17 protein-coding genes are annotated in these 19,518 nt (G+C 67.7%); 4 read left to right on the plus strand and 13 right to left on the minus strand.

Annotated elements, in window-relative coordinates; all coding sequences use genetic code 11:
- Positions 1-17 precede the first annotated feature (17 nt).
- The 5 genes from K8P10_RS09415 to K8P10_RS09435 all read right to left on the minus strand — a co-directional run bounded on the left by K8P10_RS09415 (position 18) and on the right by K8P10_RS09435 (position 4,714).
- Positions 18-1,814, minus strand: coding sequence for a penicillin-binding protein 2 (locus tag K8P10_RS09415; RefSeq protein ID WP_224778675.1), 1,797 nt, complete (start codon positions 1,812-1,814; stop codon positions 18-20).
- Positions 1,815-1,863: 49 nt separating this feature from the next.
- The gene (locus K8P10_RS09420) at positions 1,864-2,460 is read right to left on the minus strand and encodes a hypothetical protein (protein WP_224778676.1); all 597 of its coding nucleotides are present in this window, start codon (positions 2,458-2,460) and stop codon (positions 1,864-1,866) included.
- Positions 2,457-3,425, minus strand: a complete 969-nt coding sequence (gene rsmH / locus K8P10_RS09425; protein ID WP_224778677.1) for a 16S rRNA (cytosine(1402)-N(4))-methyltransferase RsmH — start codon at positions 3,423-3,425, stop codon at positions 2,457-2,459. Before rsmH ends, K8P10_RS09420 begins: the two co-directional genes overlap by 4 nt.
- An 11-nt stretch (positions 3,426-3,436) precedes the next feature.
- Entirely contained in the window at positions 3,437-3,868 is a 432-nt protein-coding gene (gene mraZ, locus K8P10_RS09430; protein WP_224778678.1) for a division/cell wall cluster transcriptional repressor MraZ, read from the minus strand.
- Between the two features lie 459 nt (positions 3,869-4,327).
- Positions 4,328-4,714: a DUF3040 domain-containing protein gene (locus K8P10_RS09435; protein ID WP_224778679.1), complete on the minus strand. Its 387-nt coding sequence runs from the start codon at positions 4,712-4,714 to the stop codon at positions 4,328-4,330.
- A 73-nt stretch (positions 4,715-4,787) separates the two neighbouring features.
- Between K8P10_RS09435 and K8P10_RS09440 the strand changes: the two genes are divergently transcribed.
- Positions 4,788-5,903 (plus strand): polyprenyl synthetase family protein, encoded by a 1,116-nt coding sequence (locus K8P10_RS09440; RefSeq protein WP_224778680.1) that lies wholly within the window; start codon positions 4,788-4,790, stop codon positions 5,901-5,903.
- A gap of 28 nt (positions 5,904-5,931) precedes the next feature.
- On the opposite strand, the gene K8P10_RS09445 is transcribed toward K8P10_RS09440, so the two are convergent.
- The gene (locus tag K8P10_RS09445) at positions 5,932-6,276 is read right to left on the minus strand and encodes an Rv2175c family DNA-binding protein (protein ID WP_224778681.1); all 345 of its coding nucleotides are present in this window, start codon (positions 6,274-6,276) and stop codon (positions 5,932-5,934) included.
- A gap of 132 nt (positions 6,277-6,408) precedes the next feature.
- On the opposite strand from K8P10_RS09445, the gene pknB reads away from it, so the two are divergent.
- A complete protein-coding gene (pknB, locus tag K8P10_RS09450) occupies positions 6,409-8,346 on the plus strand; it encodes a Stk1 family PASTA domain-containing Ser/Thr kinase (protein ID WP_224778682.1) in 1,938 nt (645 codons plus the stop codon).
- A gap of 35 nt (positions 8,347-8,381) precedes the next feature.
- Here pknB and K8P10_RS09455 read toward each other — a convergent pair whose 3' ends face one another.
- A complete protein-coding gene (locus K8P10_RS09455) occupies positions 8,382-9,713 on the minus strand; it encodes a class II 3-deoxy-7-phosphoheptulonate synthase (protein WP_370632007.1) in 1,332 nt (443 codons plus the stop codon).
- A gap of 162 nt (positions 9,714-9,875) precedes the next feature.
- Positions 9,876-10,553, minus strand: coding sequence for a 1-acyl-sn-glycerol-3-phosphate acyltransferase (locus tag K8P10_RS09460; RefSeq protein WP_224778684.1), 678 nt, complete (start codon positions 10,551-10,553; stop codon positions 9,876-9,878).
- Positions 10,554-10,706: 153 nt separating this feature from the next.
- On the opposite strand from K8P10_RS09460, the gene K8P10_RS09465 reads away from it, so the two are divergent.
- Complete coding sequence (locus tag K8P10_RS09465) at positions 10,707-12,530, plus strand: long-chain fatty acid--CoA ligase (RefSeq protein ID WP_224778685.1); 1,824 nt, start codon at positions 10,707-10,709, stop codon at positions 12,528-12,530.
- Between the two features lie 18 nt (positions 12,531-12,548).
- Here K8P10_RS09465 and def read toward each other — a convergent pair whose 3' ends face one another.
- Complete coding sequence (gene def / locus K8P10_RS09470; protein WP_224778686.1) at positions 12,549-13,040, minus strand: peptide deformylase; 492 nt, start codon at positions 13,038-13,040, stop codon at positions 12,549-12,551.
- Positions 13,041-13,042: 2 nt separating this feature from the next.
- Positions 13,043-16,447, minus strand: a complete 3,405-nt coding sequence (locus tag K8P10_RS09475; RefSeq protein WP_224778687.1) for a pyruvate carboxylase — start codon at positions 16,445-16,447, stop codon at positions 13,043-13,045.
- Between the two features lie 151 nt (positions 16,448-16,598).
- Between K8P10_RS09475 and K8P10_RS09480 the strand changes: the two genes are divergently transcribed.
- On the plus strand, positions 16,599-17,489 hold the full coding sequence (locus K8P10_RS09480; RefSeq protein WP_224778688.1) for a ParA family protein: 891 nt from the start codon (positions 16,599-16,601) through the stop codon (positions 17,487-17,489).
- 21 nt (positions 17,490-17,510) lie between these two features.
- Here K8P10_RS09480 and K8P10_RS09485 read toward each other — a convergent pair whose 3' ends face one another.
- From K8P10_RS09485 to K8P10_RS09495, 3 genes are all read right to left on the minus strand, one after another.
- Positions 17,511-18,035, minus strand: coding sequence for a MerR family transcriptional regulator (locus tag K8P10_RS09485; RefSeq protein WP_224781258.1), 525 nt, complete (start codon positions 18,033-18,035; stop codon positions 17,511-17,513).
- A gap of 223 nt (positions 18,036-18,258) precedes the next feature.
- Entirely contained in the window at positions 18,259-18,939 is a 681-nt protein-coding gene (locus tag K8P10_RS09490) for a MerR family transcriptional regulator (RefSeq protein WP_224778689.1), read from the minus strand.
- A gap of 1 nt (position 18,940) precedes the next feature.
- Positions 18,941-19,405 (minus strand): FHA domain-containing protein, encoded by a 465-nt coding sequence (locus tag K8P10_RS09495; protein ID WP_224778690.1) that lies wholly within the window; start codon positions 19,403-19,405, stop codon positions 18,941-18,943.
- Positions 19,406-19,518 lie beyond the last annotated feature (113 nt).

Raw genomic sequence — 19,518 nt, forward strand, 5'->3', positions numbered from 1 at the left:
TCAGGTCGGGTGCTCGGTTAGTAGTTCACCGGGAGCGGATCGTACTTCCCGCTGGACGGCGGGATGTGGAACGTGCGGATCGTCGCCTCCGCCGCCTCCCGGAACGCAGCCGTCGCCGCGAGGCCGCCGTTCTCGGGATTCGCGGGGAAGGCGACCGAAGCGACGGCGACGTACTGCGGGTCGTCCGCGGGGAAGATCCCGGCGAAACTGCTCACGTAGTCTGACCGGTATCCGCCCTGACCGTCCGACTGCTCGGCGGTTCCCGTCTTTCCGGCGATGCGGTACCCCGGGATCGAGACGTGGTCCTTCACCCAGGACTCGTTCGCCACTGACTCGAGCACGTGCATCATCGTACCCGCGGTCTCACCCGAGATCGCCTGAACGGGATCCCCGTGGTCCGGTTTCGTGACCGTTCCATCCGGCTTCGTGCAACTCTCGACGAGGGTCGGCGGAATCCGCTCTCCCCCGTTCGCGATCGCCTGGTAGATACCGGCCGTCTGCACGATGGTGGTGGAGACGCCCTGACCGAAACGGATGTTGTACGACGTCTGGCGGTCCCACTGGTCGGCCGGGAAGAGCATGCCGGAATCCTCGAGCGGCATGCCGGCGTGCGTCGACTCGCCGACGCCGAACTTCGTGATGTAGTCGTAGAGCGTCGCCGAGTCCAGACGGTCGCCGAGCATCGAGATGCCGACGTTCGACGAGTTCACCATGATTCCGTTCAGGGTCCATCGCTCCTCGCCGTGGGCGGTGGCATCGCCGAAGCGGACGCCGGGCTCCGGCTCCCACTGGCCGGGCGTGAGCTGCTGCGTCGACGGGTCGGCGAGGCCCTGGTCGATGAGCGCGGCCGCGGTCACCGCCTTGAACGTCGAACCCGGCTCGTAGGGCGAGACGAAGGAGCGCGACTCGCGCTTCGCGGGATCCGAAGCCGAGACATCGTTCGGATCCACCGATCCGTCCTCCGCCACGGCGACGAGTTCGCCCGTCCGCACGTCCATGATGACGAGGTAGCCCCACTCGGCGGAGACCTCCTCGACCTGCTCGTTGATGATCTGCTGCGCCTGCCAGTTGAGGTCGCGGTCAATGCTGAGCTTGACGTCCCCGCCGTCCTCGGCCTGCTCGGTCACCACAACGCTGCCCGGCAGCGGAACGCCGTCCTCGCTGCGCTCGTACTCCTCCTGGCCGTCCTTGCCGGTCAGGCAGGCGTCCTGGGAGAGCTCCACTCCGGACTGCGGCTCCTCGCCGTACCCCGAGAACCCGATGAGGTTGCCGGCGACGGCGCCGTTCGGGAAGCTGCGCTCGTGGTGGCTCTCGAAGGTGAGCCAGGGGATCATGAGCTCCTTGAGACGGTTCAGCTGAGTGAGGTCCACCGAGCGAGTCACGTAGGCGAAGTCGGATTTCGGATCGTTCTCCAGCGCATCGTCCACGATCTTCGCGATCTCGTCTGCGGACTGCCCGGTGATCTCACCGATCTCCGCGTAGGCCTCGGCGTTCGTCACCTCGACGGTGCCGATGCCGCCGTCGACCTCTTGCCGGTAGAACTTGCCACCGTTGATGCGGGTGTTCTTCGGGGAGAGCTGCACATCGTAGAGCTCATCAGTGCTCGCCAGCACACTGTCGTTACGATCGAGGATGTCGCCGCGCACGCTCGGGATCGTCACCGGCACGGCCCGTTTGTCGCGTGCATCGGCGTTGAGCGCCGCTGCCGAGACGAGCTGCACGTCGGCGAGCCGGATGACGAAGATGATCGCGACCGCGAAAATCGCCACCAGCGCGAGCAGGCGCCGACCGCGGGGAATCCGCAGCGATCGCATCAGTCGTTCCTCATCACTCGGTGCGCTCCTCGTTCGTTCGTGTGCTCGCTCAGCGGGTGGACGGTGCCGGCAGTTTCCCCTCCCAAGGTACCGGCGGGTCCTGAGATGCAGCGGCAGCAGCACCGGCCTGTCCTGAACCCCGGTCGACGAGCAGCCCGTCGGCGTCGACGACCGGCATGTTCTCCAGGGTTGCGTTCGGGATCAGGTTGTCCGCCGCCTCCGTGGTCGGAGAGTCGAGGTCGCCGAGCACCGCCCCGTCGCTCAGTCGCAGGGAGGCTGGGTGCGAGTTCTGGACCATACCGAGGGCGGCAGCGTTCTCCGCGAGATTCTGCGGAGACGAGAGCTTCTCGACATTCTGCTGCAGCACGCGCTCGACGCGCATGAGATCTCGCTGCTCGATCTCGAGGGCACGGGTCTCGTACGCCCCCTGAGACACCATGATGCTCAGCCCCAGCTGTACGCCGAGGATCGCGAGCACCACGCCGACCGCAGTGAGCGCACCGATGAGGGGGCTCAGCGCCGCGCGTCGCTGGCGCCGCGCCGGCGTCCCCGCAATCCTGAGGTGGCGTTCCCGCGGGGCCTCAGTGCCCGGAGCCGTCGCCGCGTCGCGCATCGCGTCGCGGTTCCAGGGAACAGTGCTCGTCACGATGTCTCCCTGATACGTTCTGCGGCCCTGAGGCGAACCGGAATCGCCCGCGGGTTGGTCTCGCGCTCCGTCTCGGAGGCCTGCTCGGCGCCCCGTGTCAGCAGACGGAACTCGGGCCGGTGCTCGGGAAGCTCAACGGGGAGCCCCGCCGGCGCCGTCGACCGGCTCCGTGCGGCGAGCGCGCGCTTCACGATGCGGTCCTCCAGCGACTGATACGACATCGCCACCAGACGACCGCCCGTGCGGATCGCGCCGAGGGCAGCGGGAATGGCGCGCTCGAGCACCGTGAGCTCGGCGTTCACCTCGACCCGCAACGCCTGGAACACGCGCTTCGCCGGGTGGCGCTGGTCTCGGACCGCCGCAGGGGTCGCCTGCTGCAGCACCTCGACCAGTTGTCCGCTCCGCTCGATCGGCTCCTGCTCACGCGCGGCGATAATCGCACGCGCATAGCGGCCGGCCAGCGGCTCTTCGCCGAACCGCTCGAAGATCGCGCGGAGGCGGCCCTCGGGTGCCGTGGCGATGACCGACGCAGCCGTCTCTCCGGCACTCTGGTCCATCCGCATATCGAGCGGCGCGTCCTGAGCGTAGGCGAAGCCGCGCTCGGCCTCGTCGAGCTGCAGCGAAGAAACACCGAGATCGAACAGCACGCCGTCGACCCCGGGGAAGCCGCGGTCCTCGACGACCTCGGCAATCTCGTCGTACACGGCGTGCACGAGTACTGCACGCTCGCCAAACCGGCTCAGTCGGCGCCCCGCGAGCTTGAGCGCCTCGGGGTCGCGATCGAGTCCGATCAGGGTGACATCGGGGAACGTCTCAAGCAGTCGCTCGGAGTGGCCTCCCATGCCGAGCGTGGCGTCAACCACGACCGCATCGGGTCGGTCCAGTGCGGGCGCGAGCAGCTCGACGCAGCGCTCGAGGAGCACAGGCGTGTGCATGCTGCTGGGGTCTCTGGTGTCTTCAGTCATCGGATGCCGGGCTAGAACATGCCCGGAATCACCTCCTCTTCGACTGCCGAAAACGCCTGCTCCTGCTCCGTGAGGTATTCCTGCCACGCTTCGGCGTCCCAGATCTCCGCACGCGTGCCTGCGCCGATGACGGCGAGTTCGCGTCCGAGACCCGCGTACTCCCGCAGCGCGGATGGGATGGTGACCCGGCTCTGCTTGTCCGGAGTCTCGGCGTGCGCCCCCGACAGGAACACACGCAGGTAATCGCGGCCCTGCTTCGAGGTGATCGGCGCCTGTCTGATGCGATCGTGCATGTCGGCGAACTCACGCTCGCTGAAGACGTAGAGGCAGCGCTCCTGCCCACGAGTGATCACCAGTCCCTCGGAGAGCTCGTCGCGGAACTTCGCGGGCAGGATCAACCGACCCTTGTCGTCGAGCTTGGGCGTGAAGGTGCCGAGAAACACGGATCACCTCCCCCACGCGTCGGACCAATGACGCCACTTTACTCCACTTTCCTCCACATCACCCATCCAGAAGGAGAAATTCCTCCACTGGTCTCCCCCGAGGGCCACACACCCCTCGGAATCCCGCGGAATGCCGCGCGACAGCGGTGGTGGAGAGAAGTGGAGGTGCTCCGCCCCGCCCGCGCCCCCGCGCCCGATCGCGCCCGCCCGCTCACCCTCCCGCCCGCGCGCCGAGAGTGCGGAAACTCACGCTTGAAGTCCCCTGAATGCTGCCGAACTGCAGCCTCGGCGCGAAGATGCCCGCGGGGCGCAGGCGGGGCGCAGGCGGGGGCGCGGGCGAGGCGCCGGTGGAGCGGAGTGGAGTGGGGCAGAGTGGAGCGGCACCGCGCGCGAAAAGCAGAACTGCACGCACGAAAAAGGGCCGTGACCGAAGTCACGACCCTCAGGAAAGGCGGAGGTTCAGCGTTCGCCACCCATGCGCTGATCCCAGCGGCGCTGCATGCGATCGTTCATGCTCTCCCGCGCGGCAGGCGAACCCCCGGATGTGGAGGGCCTGGCACGCTTCACGTCGTCCGGCGTCGGGCCGGACTTGTCGCGGCGGAACATGAGCACGACGCCTCCGAGCATGACCGCGAATCCGATGACCCCGAGCCACGGCAGCTGAGTCGCCACAGCGGCGACGAGGACGCCCAGACCGGCCAGCACTACGACGATGCCGATGACGAGGAACCGGTAGCTGATGGCTCCCCGCGTCCCGGTGGAAGTCTGCACGACATCGGATTCGCTCTGGTAGAAGCTGCGCTCCATCTCTTCGAGAAGACGCTGCTCGTTTTCAGACAGTGCCATGGCGACCTCCTCGATGGAACCGACTCGTGAATGATTACATTCTACGGCGACACCGCGCCGCTAAGCTAGTTACGTGCAGGAAACAACGGGACTCGCAGGGCTTATTCAGGGGCGAATCGCCGAGCGATTGGCGGAGCACCGATCCGCCGTCGAGCCGCTCGGCCCGGACGCGCTCCCCCTCATCGACGAGGCGTCGCGCTTCCTGACGGGAGGCAAGCGCCTGCGCGCACAGTTCGCCGTGCTCGGCTACCGTTCCGTGCGCCCGCTGGAGTTCAGCGTGCGCGTTCCGATCGATGAGCAGAACCCGGCCTCGCGCCTCCTCGACGTCGCCGTCGCGCTCGAGTTCTTCCACGCCGCGGCGCTCATCCACGACGACATCGTCGACCGGTCCGAGACGCGACGCGGCGGACCGGCGACGCATCGCGTGTTCACGACCGCCCACGAACAGGCCGGCTGGCGGGGAGCGGCAGAACACTTCGGGATGGCGGGCGCGATCCTGCTCGGCGACCTGCTGCAGTCCTGGGCCGACGAACTCCTGCAGTCGTCCTGCGACTCGCTGGAGGATCGCGGGGCGGCAATCGCCACTCGGGCGCACTTCAACCGCATGCGCACTGAGGTCGCTGTCGGCCAGTACCTGGATGTGCTGGAGGAGCAGCGTCCGCAGTTCGCACCGCACGAGGAACAACTCGAACGCTCGACCCGCCTGCTGGTCTACAAGTCGGCGAAGTACAGCGTCGAAGCCCCGCTCCTCATCGGCGCCGCTCTCGCCGGCGCCTCACCCGAGCAGGAGTCGGCGCTCGCCGAGTTCGGGCTCCCAGTGGGGGTCGCCTTCCAACTGCGCGACGACCTGCTCGGCGTCTTCGGAGACGAGGCGGTGACGGGCAAGCCGACGGGAGACGACCTGACCGAGGGGAAGCGGACGGTGCTCGTCGCGCTGGCGCGCGAGGAGCTCCCCGGAGGTCAGCGCGCGATCTTCGACGGTCTCCATGGCCGGGCGAACCTCGAGCCCGAGAGCATCACGCTCCTGCAGCAGACGATTCGCGACAGCGGCGCGGTCGACCAGGTGGAGGGGATGATCGGCCGCAACGTGGAGGCAGCGACGGAGGGCATCACGCACGCTCCGCTCGCGAAGGACGCGGTCGCCGATCTCGTCGCACTGGCCGGCCGAGCGACGCGACGGACGTCCTAGCGCACTCAGCCCGGCACGATCGCCCAGCTCAGAAGAGCGACTGAGCCGCGCGGCGCACCGCGCTCTTGCTACCGGAGAGCAGGACGTCGATCGGCCGCGCCCGCAGCTCCTCGTTCTCCGAGAGCAGCCACTCGACCTGTTCCTCCTCCGAGAACCCGGCGTCGGCGAGCACGATCAGCGTGCCGCGCAGCGCTGGCAGCGGCTCGGCGTCGCGGACGAACTCTGCGGGCACCCGCAGCACGCCGTCGATCCGGACCGCAGCCAGGTGCCGCTCCTCGATCAGCCGGTGGACTTTGCCAGGCGAGATGTCGAACAGCTCGACGAGATCGGGGACCGTCAGGAACTCACCGCTGAGCGGGGATGCATCTACCACCCTCCCACTGTGCCAGCGCCTCGGCCGCTCCGCAAGATGGACGCTCCCGACGCGCCCGCACCCACCGCGGTTCTTTGGCGTGCCTCGGCGTGCGCTCATGTACTCGCAGCCGGCCTTCCGTAGACTCTCCACGTGACTTCAGCCCCCGCCGATCCGCTGATCGGGCAGACCCTCGACGGGCGATACGTGCTGCGCTCCCGTATCGCCCGCGGCGGGATGGCGGTCGTGTACCTGGCGAGTGACCTCCGACTCGAACGCCGGGTCGCGGTGAAGATGATGCACGACCACCTCACGGATGACGAGAACTTCACGCGCCGCTTCGAGCAGGAGGCGCGGAGCGCGGCGCGACTCGCCCACCCGAACGTGGTCAACGTCTTCGACCAGGGCCATGACGCCGGCAGACCGTACCTCGTCATGGAGTATCTGCCCGGCATCACGTTGCGCGATCTCCTGAAGCAGCAGCAGCGGCTTACGGGCGACCAGTCGCTCGAGATCGCCGAGGCGACGCTCTCCGGTCTCGCCGCCGCGCACCGCGCCGGGATCGTGCATCGCGATCTCAAACCCGAGAACGTGCTGCTGGCCGATGACGGCCGCATCAAGATCGGCGACTTCGGGCTGGCCAGGGCTGCCGGAGCGAACACGACGACGGGGCAGGCGCTGCTCGGCACGATCGCCTACCTGTCCCCCGAGCTCGTCACCCGAGGCATCGCGGATGCGCGGAGCGATGTGTACGCCTTCGGCATCATGCTCTTCGAGATGCTCACGGGTGCGCAGCCGTTCCGCGGCGAGCAGCCGATGCAGATCGCTTACCAGCACGCGCACTCCGACGTGCCTGCCCCGTCATCGCAGTCGAGCGAGGCCACCCCGGAGCTCGACGAACTCGTGAGGTGGACGACGCAGCGCGATCCCGACACGCGGCCGCGTGACGCTGGGGTGGTCCTCGACCAGCTGCACCGAATCCGGGAGGCGGACGGAACTCCGCTCGGCTCGACCCGCGTACTTCCGGTGAACGACTTGGACGAGCCGGGAGTGACCGCGGCAACTACCGTGCTGGGCGGTGCTGCCGCCCACTCGGAGCCCGCGGGGCTCGACGCCACCTCTGCCGCCGACCCATCGGATCCGCCCTCGCCGATCGACGCGGCGGGCGTCGCCGCGGATCGCCGACTGCGACGCGGGCGCCTCGCGGCACTGCTCGTACTCGTCGCCACCGCCGCGATCGGCACGACCGCGTGGTGGTTCGGCCAGGGTCCCGGCGCACGTGTGACGGTGCCAGACATCGCCGGCCAGGAGATCGCGGAGGTCGAGCAGACGTTCACCGACCTGCACCTCTCCCCCGATTTCTTCGACTGCTCCAGCGTCGATGTCGCCGCTGGGCTCGCCGTATCGAGTGAGCCCGAGCCGGGCGCTCGCGTCGATCGCGAGTCGACGGTGCGGGTCTGCCGGTCGACGGGGCCGGAGATGCTTCCCGTGCCGACGCTCGTCGGACTGCCCGAGGCCGATGCCGAGCGGACCATCGCCGACGCCGGCTTCACGTTCGGCGAGGTGAGCGAGGAGCGGTTCGACGATGCGGAACCCGGCATCGTGCTCGCGGCGCTCGACGAGAACGGCGAGGGACTCGGTGACAGCTACGCCGAGCAGGGCCTCGTGGACCTCGTCGTCTCGGCCGGCCCGCTCCCGAACGTCGGCGGCATGAGCGTCGACGACGCGACCGCCGCCCTCGCCGACGCCGGGCTCACCGCAGACGGTCCGCGCAGCGAGGCCTACTCGGACGAGGTCGACGAAGGCGCGGTGATCCGATTGCTCCCCCAGTCGGAGACCGTGCGCACCGGAGACCCCGTAGGTCTCGAGATCTCACTCGGTCCAGAACGCTTCCCCGTACCGGACGTCTCGGACGCGGACAACGTCGAAGACGCCATGAAGATCCTGCGCGATGCCGGCTTCGAGCCGAAGGTCAAGGGTCTCGGGGCAATCCCGGAACGCCTCCTCGGGCGACTCAGCTTCGATCGCATCGATCCCGACTCGGGCACCGAACTACCGAAGGGCTCCGAGGTCGAGATCGTCATCGGCTGAGCCGACGATTACCCGGCCTGCGGAGCCCGCAGCGGTTACGCTGTGAAGCGCTTCAGCTCTTCAGCCACGCGGAACGCGAGCTCGAGCGACTGCATGTGATTGAGGCGCGGATCGCAGAGCGACTCGTACCGCGTCTCGAGGGTCGCCTCGTCGATGTTCTCGGATCCGCCGAGGCACTCGGTGACATCGTCACCGGTCAGCTCGACGTGGATGCCACCGGGAATCGTGCCGACGGCGCGGTGCGCCTCGAAGAACCCGAGCAGCTCGTCCATCACGTCATCGAACCGGCGCGTCTTGTACCCGGTCGCCGTGGTGATGCCGTTGCCGTGCATCGGATCGGTGACCCACAGGGGCTGCGCCCCCTCGGCGCGAACGCCCTCGAGGATCGGCGGGAGCGCGTCGCGGATCTTGCCCGCCCCCATGCGGGTGATGAAGGTCAGCCGGCCCGGCTCGCGCTCGGGATCCAGCTTGTCGATGAGACGCATCGCATCGTCGGCAGTGGTGGTCGGGCCGAGCTTGACCCCGATCGGGTTGCGCACGTGCGAGAGGAACTCCACGTGGGCGCCGTCGATGTCGCGGGTGCGCTCGCCGATCCACAGGAAGTGGCCCGAGGTGTCGTAGGCCTCGCCCGTCCGGGAGTCGATCCTGACGAGGGGCCGCTCGTAGTCGAGCAGCAGCGCCTCGTGGCTGACGTAGAACTCGGTCTGCTTGAGCGCCGTGTGGTCGACGCCGCACGCATCCATGAAGCGGAGGGCGCGGTCGATCTCACCCGCGAGCGACTCGTAGCGCTGGTTCGCCGGGTTCGAGACGAATCCCTTGTTCCACTCGTGCACCTGACGGAGATCGGCGAACCCGCCCTGCGTGAACGCGCGGATCAGGTTCAGCGTCGACGCCGAGACGTGGTAGCCGCGCACCAGGCGCGAGGGGTCGGCTTCGCGCGACTGCGGCGTGAAGTCGTATCCGTTGACGATGTCGCCGCGGTAGGCGGGAAGGGTGACACCCTCGCGCGTCTCCGTATTGCTCGAGCGCGGCTTCGCGAACTGGCCGGCCATCCGGCCGACCTTGATCACCGGCATCGACGCGCCGTACGTGAGTACGACTGCCATCTGCAGCAGAGTCTTGACCCGGTCGCGGATCTTGTCTGCGGTCGCTGCCGCGAAGGTCTCGGCGCAGTCGCCGCCCTGGAGGAGGAATCCCTCTCCCCGCGACGCCGCTGCGAGCCGTTCCCGCAGCTGATCCACTTCACCGGCGAACACGAGTGGGGGCTGCGAGGCGAGGTCCGCCCTGGCGGCAGAAACGGCCCCGGGATCCGACCATGTGGGCTGCTGTTTCGCCTCGAGCGACTGATACGCGTCGAGGCTCTTCAGAACGTCCTCTGCTGCGCGTCGATCCGTCTGGCCCACTGGTGACTCCTTGAGTGATTCGTTTCCATACGTCGCGACCGAAACGCCGCAACCGTCCTAGCGTACTTCACTTCTCCGCCTGCGAGCTCACACCGATGTTCCCAGGCGCGACCGCCGATCGGCGCGTCAGGCCTGGGCAGCGCGGACGCTGGAAGCGTAGACGTCGACGTACTCCTGATCGCTGAGCCGCTGGATCTCGAGCATGATCTCGTCGGTGACGCTGCGGAGGACGAAGCGATCAGCGCTCATGCCCGCGAAGCGGGAGAAGTCGAGCGGCTTGCCGATCACGGTGCCGATGCGACGGATCTTCGGGATCTTCGCCCCGATCGGCATGGCTTTTTCGGTGTCGATCATGACGACGGGCACGACGGCGGCGCCCGATTCGATCACGAGACGGGCGACGCCCGTGCGACCGCGATACAGCCTCGCGTCAGGGCTCCGCGTGCCCTCGGGATAGATGCCGAGCACATCACCGCGGTCGAGCACCGCAAGGCCGGTATTGAGCGACGCCTCCGAGGCCTTGCCGCCCGAGCGGTCGATGGGGAGCTGACCGACGGACAACATGAAGTTCTTGACGATCCAGCCCTTCAGGCCTTTCCCGCTGAAGTACTCGCTCTTCGCGAGGAAGTACACGCGACGATCAACCATCAGCGGCATGAAGAAGGAGTCGATCACCGAGAGGTGGTTGCCGACGATGATGACCGGCCCTGAGGTCGGCATATTCTCGGCCCCCTCGACCCACGGTCGATAGATCGTCTTCAGGAAGGGACCGAAGACGAGATGCTTGAAAAACCAGTACAACAACGAGAACCGCCCTTCGACCTGTGCCAGCTTACCCGAGCTCCGGTGCGCTGGCGAGCATGCGATGAGAGGTGCATATAGGGTTGAGTGAACGAGGGTACCGGGGGCCTATCTTCCCGGTCGCACTGCCTGCCAACGGGTACCAAAGGAGCTATCGTGAATCTGGCCGAAACCCCCATCATCGTCCCGGAGTCCGCCGACGACAACGTCACCGACCTCCTCGAAGAACGGGTGGCTGCGACTCCGACGGGTGCGCTCTTCGCCGTCCCCGAGGGCGACGGCTGGCGCGACATCTCCGCCGCGGCGTTCAAGGAGCAGGTCGTCGCCGTCGCGAAGGGTCTCGTAGCCGGGGGTGTCGAACCGGGTGATCGTATCGGGTTCATGTGCAAGACCAAGTACGAGTGGTCCCTCATCGACTTCGCTCTCTTCTACGCCGGCGCCGTCATGGTCCCGGTGTACGAGACGTCGTCACCCTCTCAGGTGCACTGGATCCTCGAGGATTCAGGCGCGCGCGGCATGATCACGGAGACGCCGGATCACGCGGCGCGGTTCGACGAGGTCGAGGCCGACCTGCCGAGGGTCACGCTCAAGTGGAACCTCGATCGCGGCGCGGTCGACCGCCTCATCGCGGATGGCACCGAGGTGCCAGACGAGGAGATCGAGCGTCGCCGCTCGATCGCGAACGGCGACGACATCGCCACCCTCATCTACACCTCCGGCTCGACCGGGCGCCCCAAGGGCTGCGTACTCACGCACGCCAACTTCGTCGGGCTCGCCCGAAACTCGGCCTCCGCTCTCGGCGAGGTCGTGCGACCCGGGTCGTCGACCCTCCTCTTCATCACGCTCGCGCACGTGTTCGCCCGCTTCATCTCGGTGCTGGCCGTCTACGGCGGCGTCCGGGTCGGGCACCAGGCCGACACCAGCCAGCTGCTCCCCGCTCTCGGGTCGTTCCGCCCCACGTTCCTCTTGGCCGTTCCCCGCGTGTTCGAGAAGGTCTACAACTCGGCCGAGCAGAAGGCCGAGGGCGACGGGAAGGGCAAGATCTTCCGCAAGGCCGCGCAGGTCGCCGTCGATTACTCCGAGGCCCAGGACGCTGGTCGCGTTCCGCTCATGCTCGACCTCAAGTTCCGTCTCTTCGACAAGCTCGTGTTCTCGAAGCTCCGTGCGCGCCTCGGCGGCCAGGTCGCCTACGCCGTTTCGGGTTCAGCCCCGCTCGGCCGCTACCTCGGTCACTTCTACCGGAGTCTCGGAATCAAGATCCTCGAGGGCTACGGTCTCACCGAAACCACCGCTCCGGTCACGGTGAACCTGCCCGATCGCTTCAAGATCGGCACCGTCGGCCCGCCCCTCCCCGGTCACCGCGTGCGGATCGCCGAGGATGGCGAGATCGAGGTCGCCGGAATCGATGTCTTCCGCGAGTACTGGCAGAATCCCGAGGCCACCCAGGCCGCCTTCACCGAGGACGGGTTCTTCAAGACCGGCGATGTCGGCACGCTCGACGCCGATGGTTACCTCACGATCACGGGACGCAAGAAGGAGATCATCGTCACGGCGGGCGGGAAGAATGTGGCGCCCGCTATCCTCGAGGATCCGATCCGCTCGAACTCTATCATCGGCCAGGTCGTCGTCGTCGGCGAACAGAAGCCGTTCATCGCGGCCCTCGTCACGCTCGATCGCGAAATGCTGCCGGCCTGGCTCGAAAATCAGGGCGAGGATCCAGACATGACGCTCGAGGAAGCCGCTGCGCACCCCAAGGTCCAGGCCGAGGTGCAGCGTGCGGTCGATCACGGCAACACGTTCGTCTCACGGGCGGAGTCGGTGCGAAAGTTCGTGGTCCTGCCCACGGAGTTCACTCAGGAGAGCGGCCATCTGACACCGAAGCTGAGCATCAAGCGCGACAACATCCTGCGCGATTACGCCGGCGAGATCCACAAGCTCTACGGGGACAACCCGAAGACCGAGGCCGTCTCCTTGAAGTAGCCGTGGCGCAGCGCGGCCTTAGAACCAGGCCGCGCTGCGCACCTGGCGCATCGCCTCGCCGCGCGTCTCACGATCAAGACGACTGAGGTAGAGCTTGCCGTCAAGATGATCGCACTCGTGCTGCAGCGCCTGCGCCATGAGTCCCTCTCCGGCGATCTCGATCTCTTCGCCGTCGAGATCGATACCGCGAACAGAGGCGCGCGGGTACCGCAGCACCGGGAACCAGAGGTCTGGCACCGAAAGGCACCCCTCCCCGGTGGGCACGGGCTCTCCCGAAAGCTCGATGATCTCCGGGTTGATCACGTAGCTGACCTCCCCGTCGATGTTGAGACTGAAGGCACGCTGCGTGTACCCGATCTGGGTCGAGGCGAGCCCCGCCCGACCGTCGAAGTCGACGGTGTCGCACAGGTCCGCGACCATGGCGCGCACTCCGTCGTCGATGCGGTCGACCGGGGTGCAGACGGTACGCAAGACCGGATCGCCGAACAACCGAATCTCACGTACCGCCACGCTCACTCCTCCGCGATCACCGCGAGCAGGTCGCCCGCGTCCACGGCGCGCGCCCCCTCGAATACCAACCGCTCGATCTTACCCGACACGGGGGCGGTGATCGCCGCCTCCATCTTCATCGCTTCGATCGTCGCGATGGGTTCCCCAGTCTCCACCCGGCTTCCGGCTTCAACCTTCAGCGTGACGGTGCCGGAGAACGGCGCACCGACCTGGCCGGGAACTGTGCGGTCAGCCTTCTCCGCAGCGGCAGAAGCCACCGCAACGGACTCGTCCTTCACGAAGACCGGGCGCAGCTGCCCGTTCACACGGGTCATGACGGTGCGCACACCCTTGTCATCGGCTTCGCCGATCGCCTCGAGCCCGACGTAGAGCCGCACCCCTGGCGCAAGATCGATGGCGTGCTCGGCACCGACCTCGAGTCCGTAGAGGTAGTCCCCCGTCGTCAGCACCGAGAGGTCGCCGAAGCGCTCCCTGGCATCGGCGAACGAACGCGCCGGCGCAGGGAACAGCAGACGGTTGAGGGTCTCCTGCCGCACCGCACCCGGTTCGTTCAGGCGAGCCTCGTCCTCGGATGAGACGTCGGCGACGCCGATCTTCGGCGTCCGGCCGGCGAGCACCTTCGACCGGAAGGGTTCGGGCCACCCGCCTGGGATGTCGCCGAGCTCTCCAGCCATGAATCCCACGACCGAGTCGGGGATGTCGTAACTGCCGGGATTCTCCTCGAAATCGGCCGGGTCCGCGTCGACGGCGACGAGGTGCAGGGCGAGGTCGCCGACCACCTTGGATGACGGCGTGACCTTCGGGATCCTGCCGAGGATCCGGTCGGCGGCGGCATACATGTTCTCGATCTTCTCGAAGTTGTCCGCCAGACCGAGCGCGTTCGCCTGCTGGCGGAGGTTCGACAGCTGACCACCGGGGATCTCGTGGGTGTACACGCGGCCAGTCGGCGAGGGGAGGCCGGACTCGAACGGCCGGTACGCGCTGCGTACGGCGTCCCAGTACGGCTCGAGCGCGAAGACCGCGTCGAGATCGATCCCGGTGTCGCGATCGGTGTCGGTCAGCGCGGCCACCAGCGCCGAGAGGGAGGGCTGGCTGGTCGTCCCCGACATCGGCGCCGAGGCGACGTCGACGGCATCGACTCCGGCCTGCGACGCCGCGAGAAGCGTCGCGAGCTGCCCGCCAGGGGTGTCGTGGGTGTGCAGGTGCACCGGGAGATCGAACCGCTCGCGCAGCGCGGTGACGAGCTTCGCCGCCGCCGCAGGGCGCAGCAGGCCGGCCATGTCCTTGATCGCGAGCACGTGCGCTCCCGCCTCGACGATCTGCTCGGCAAGACCGAGGTAGTAATCGAGGGTGTACTTGTCCTCTGCCGGGCTCAGCAGGTTCCCCGTGTACGACATCGCGACCTCCGCGACCGTGGTCCCGGTCTCGCGGACCGCATCGATCGCGACGCGCATCTGGTTCACATCGTTGAGCGCGTCGAAGATGCGGAACACGTCGACGCCCGTGCCGGCGGCCTCCGCGACGAACGCGTTCGCGACCTTCGCCGGGTACGGCGTGTAGCCGACGGTGTTCTGCCCGCGCAGCAGCATCTGGATGGGCACGTTCGGCATCGCCGCTCGGAGCGCAGCGAGCCGCTCCCAGGGGTCCTCGGCGAGGAACCGGAGGGCGACGTCGTACGTCGCACCGCCCCACGCCTCGACCGACAGCAGCTGCGGCGTGAGCCGTGCCACGTGCGGGGCTGCGGCCACCAGGTCGCGCGAGCGCACTCGCGTCGCCAGCAGCGACTGGTGCGCGTCACGGAACGTCGTCTCCGTCACCGCGAGCGCCGTCTGCTCGCGCAGCGCGCGCGCGAACCCCTCGGGCCCGAGCTCGAGCAGACGCTGCCGGTTCCCGTCGGGCACCGGAGCGGAGAGATCGACCTGGGGGAGCTTGACCGCGGGATCGACGCCCACCGGACGGTCGCCGTGGGGCTGGTTCACCGTGACATCGGCGAGGTACTGCAGCAGCTTGGTGGCACGGTCCTGCGGCTTGTTCCGCGACAGCAGCTCGGGACGCTCCTCGATGAACGAGGTCGAGACATCACCGGCCTGGAAGTCGGGATCGTCCAGCACGGCCTGCAGGAAGGGGATGTTCGTCGCGACGCCCCGGATCCGGAACTCGGTCAGCGCGCGCTGCGCCTTCGTGACCGCCGCACCGAAGTCGCGACCGCGGCAGGTGAGCTTGGCGAGCATCGAATCGAAGTGGGGACTGATGTGGGCACCCGGGTTGATCGTGCCGCCGTCCAGGCGCACCCCGCCGCCGCCGGCCGACCGGTACGTCGTGATCCGGCCGAGGTCGGGCCGAAACCCGTCCTCGGGATTCTCCGTCGTGATCCGGCACTGCAGCGCCGCCCCGCGGATGTACAGGTCTTCCTGCCGCAGGCCGAGATCCTCCAGCGTCTCCCCTGCCGCGATCCGCATCTGCGACTGCACCAGATCGACGTCGGTGATCTCTTCCGTGACGGTGTGCTCCACCTGGATACGCGGGTTCATCTCGATGAAGACGTGTTCCCCCGCTCGCTCGCCCTCGGTGTCGAGCAGGAACTCGACCGTTCCCGCATTCTCGTACCCGATCGACTTCGCGAACGCGACCGCGTCCCTCGTGAGGGCATCACGCACGGCGGGATCGAGGTTCGGCGCCGGTGCGATCTCGACGACCTTCTGATGTCGCCGCTGCACCGAGCAGTCCCGCTCGAACAGGTGCACTGTCGCCCCGGTGCGGTCAGCGAGGATCTGCACCTCGATGTGCCGAGGTCTGAGCACAGCCTGCTCGATGAACATCGTCGGATCGCCGAACGCCGCATCGGCCTCCCGCATGGCCGCCTCGAGGGCGTCGCGCAGATCCTCGGGCCGCTCGACCCGTCGCATACCTCGGCCTCCACCGCCCGCTACCGCCTTCGCGAAGACGGGGAACCCGATCTCCTCCGCTCCGGCGATCAAGGCGTCGACGTCGGTCGTCGGCGGTGTCGAACGCAGCACGGGGACCCCAGCGGCGATCGCATGCTCCTTCGCCGCGACCTTGTTCCCCGCCATCTCCAGAGCCTGACGGCCCGGTCCGATAAAACGAATGCCCGCCGCCTCGGCCGCCTCGGCCAGGCCGGGGTTCTCCGACAGGAACCCGTACCCGGGGTAGATCGCGTCGCACCCGGACTCGCGCGCGACCCGCACGACCTCGTCGATGTCGAGGTAGGCGCGCACCGGGTGCCCTTCGACGCCGATCTGGTACGCCTCGTCCGCCTTCAGACGATGGAGCGAGTTGCGATCCTCATACGGGAACACCGCAACCGTTGCGGCTCCGAGCTCGCTCGCGGCGCGAAACGCGCGAATCGCGATCTCGCCGCGATTGGCCACCAGAATCTTTTCGAACATAGACGAAGCTCCCATGCATGTCGTGCCCATATTTTCTATTTGCGCCCGCAGACAGAATACTGGCACCCACCACTCCCACCGCAAGTGCTCCCCCACACCACGCCCAAATCGCCGCGGTGGACGCACAGCCGTCATGGACTAAACTTGACGCGTGCATGTATTGAGCGTCAGTTCCCTGAAAGGCGGCGTCGGTAAGACGACCGTGACACTTGGCCTCGCATCTGCGGCATTTTCGCGCGGCCTCCGCACGCTTGTGGTCGATCTCGACCCGCAGTCGGATGTCTCGACGGGCATGGATATTGATCCGGAGGGTCGCGGCACGGTCGCCGATGTACTCGAGAGCCCGAAAGAGAACACCGTGCGCAGCGCCATCGCGCCGAGCGGTTGGAACCGCCACCACGAAGGCGGAGCGATCGACCTGCTCATCGGGAGCCCCTCCGCCATCAACTTCGACGGCCCGCACCCGTCGGTGCGCGACATCTGGAAGCTCGAGGAGGCGCTCGCGCACGTCGAGTCCGACTACGATCTCGTGCTGATCGACTGCGCGCCGTCGCTCAATGCCCTGACGCGCACCGCCTGGGCGGCGAGTGACCGCGTGCTGGTCGTGACGGAGCCCGGCCTCTTCGCCGTCGCCGCGGCCGACCGCGCCCTGCGCGCCATCGAGGAGCTGCGTCGCGGAGTGAGCCCGCGACTCCAGCCGCTCGGCATTGTGATCAACCGTACGCGGCCCCAGTCCATGGAGCACCAGTTCCGCACGCGCGAGCTTCGCGAGATGTTCGGCCCGCTCGTCCTGAATCCGCAGCTGCCCGAGCGCACCTCGCTGCAGCAGGCGCAGGGCGCCGCGAAGCCGGTCCACGTCTGGCCGGGCGACGCCGCACGCGAGATGTCCGGGTACTTCGACCAGATCCTGGACCGTGTCCTGCGATCAGGCGGAATCGACGCCCCGTCGGCCGCCGCGGCGGGCCGCATGACGACCGTCGTAAACGATCAGCTGCCCGACGAAGTCAAGGACACCGCGGAGGTCGTCACCGACAAGGAGTAGGCGCCCGCGCGGGCCCGCTGATCAGGAGATCTTGCGGGTCTTGCGTCGTGCCGCGAGTTCGTCGACGGCGTCTGCATCGTCCGACGCCGTCGCACTGCGGTGCTCGTCCAGATCGGTCAGCGACGTCTCCACCTCGCGGAGGACCTTGCCCACGGCGATACCGAAGACTCCCTGCCCCCGGCTCACGAGGTCGATCACCTCATCGTTCGAGGTGCACAGGTAGACACTCGCCCCGTCACTCATGAGCGTGGTCTGCGAGAGGTCGTGCACGCCGGCCTCGTGCAACTGCGACACGGCGGTGCGGATCTGCTGCAGCGAGATGCCGGTATCGAGCAGGCGCTTGACGAGCTTCAAGACGAGGATGTCGCGGAAGCCGTAGAGGCGTTGCGACCCCGAGCCCTTGGCGCTGCGCAGCGAGGGCTCGACGAGACCGGTACGAGCCCAGTAGTCCAGCTGGCGGTAGCTGATCCCGGCAGCGCGCGCCGCGACCGCTCCCTTGAACCCGGCGTTCCGGTCGATCTGCGGCAGGCCGTCCGCGAACAGCATGTCTGCACCCGAGGCGCTGGCGAGCTCCTCCAGAACTCCCTCCGAAAGGACTTCCGGTTCACCCGTCGCATCCTGGGGCTTGTCCAATTCCGGTCCTTTCTCGGGCTGAAGCTCGCTGCTTCAGACTCACACTACGGTACTCACCGGGAGCGCTCACTGCAATCACCGGAGGCGGGTGTCGGGCCTCGATTCGGCCAGTTCGGTCCCACTCGCTCGAGACGCGTCAGGTGCCTCCGGTCAGCCGGTGTCTGAGGACCCCGGATCGCACCGTCTCGAGATAGCCGGCCAGTTCCAACGAGTCCTCGGTGGAGTGCGGAGAACCGGTCTTCACGCCCCGCGTGGCCACCGCCTGCGCGATGAGCTCGCTCTCGCGCTCGGCTGCAACGCGGAGGGATCGCAGATGCCGAGGCGTGATGCCGCGTTCCGCGAGGCGCAGCAGCGCCGTGACCTGGGCAACGGCGTCCTGCGGAAACACCTCCGACGCGGGAAGCAGACCGGCGGCAATGATCTCACCCAGAAACTTCGCACTGGCACCGGTCAAGCGCTGCAGCTCGTCACTGCTCAACACGCGTCGCGGCGCTAGGATCGACGACGCGCTGCGAGACGAAGCGCCGGGAATGACCGGGTCGCGCCCCGCGTCGACCTCTTCGAGGACCTCGGCGATAACCTTGAGCGGCAGGTAGTGATCGCGCTGCAGGGTCAGTATCAGTCGGAGCCGCTCGATGTGACTCTGCGCGAACTTGCGGTATCCGGATCGCGTGCGCTCCGGAGTCACGAGCCCCTGCTCCTCGAGGAACCGGAGCTTCGACGGGGTGAGGTCGGAGAAGTCGTCCTGGAGGCGCGCGAGTACCTGGCCGATGCTGAGGAGGCCGCCATGCGCGGTGCGAGCGTTCGCGGCTCCCACGTCAGCGCTCGTCGGAAAGGTCGAAGCGCGAGGCGAAGAACGTGAATCGGAACTTGCCGACCTGCACCTCGATACCGTCGTCGAGCGCGACCTCGCCGTCGATGCGCTTGCCATCGCAGAACGTCCCGTTCAGGGACCCGAGGTCACGCACCGCGAACTGCGTGCCGCTGCGCACGAACTCGGCGTGACGGCGCGACACCGTCACATCGTCGAGGAAGATGTCGACCGCGGGGTGACGCCCGGCAACGGTGACGTCTTGGTCGAGCAGGAAGCGGGCTCCGAGGTCGGGGCCACGGCGCACGACGAGCAGAGCGGCGCCGGACGGCAGGGCCTTCACGGCCTCCTGCTCATCGATGCTCAGGTCGACGACCCGTGCCCGGATCATCGCGCCGAGATCATCCCGGAACTGCTGGGTCGATCGGGCCTCGGTATCACCCGCGTGGTGAGCCTTATCTGCTGCGTTCATTGGTTCACCCACCCCTATTCCTTTGCTTCGTCATGACAGAGCTGTCGCACCATCTACGCTACCGCAGCGGACGCTCCCCCGCATCTCGCGCCGCCCCCGAACATGCCCTCCGG

This window comes from Leucobacter sp. Psy1, assembly GCF_020096995.1.
Classification (GTDB): Bacteria; Actinomycetota; Actinomycetes; order Actinomycetales; family Microbacteriaceae; genus Leucobacter.

Bases quoted from the DNA above. Each gene is read 5' to 3' on its own strand.
- K8P10_RS09415 (WP_224778675.1), bottom strand. From the start codon at position 1,814: ATGCGATCGCTGCGGATTCCCCGCGGTCGGCGCCTGCTCGCGCTGGTG.
- rsmH (WP_224778677.1), bottom strand. From the start codon at position 3,425: ATGACTGAAGACACCAGAGACCCCAGCAGCATGCACACGCCTGTGCTC.
- K8P10_RS09435 (WP_224778679.1), bottom strand. From the start codon at position 4,714: ATGGCACTGTCTGAAAACGAGCAGCGTCTTCTCGAAGAGATGGAGCGC.
- K8P10_RS09475 (WP_224778687.1), bottom strand. From the start codon at position 16,447: ATGTTCGAAAAGATTCTGGTGGCCAATCGCGGCGAGATCGCGATTCGC.
- K8P10_RS09485 (WP_224781258.1), bottom strand. From the start codon at position 18,035: ATGCTGTTCGCGGACGGCCTGCCGCAGATCGACCGGAACGCCGGGTTC.
- K8P10_RS09495 (WP_224778690.1), bottom strand. From the start codon at position 19,405: ATGAACGCAGCAGATAAGGCTCACCACGCGGGTGATACCGAGGCCCGA.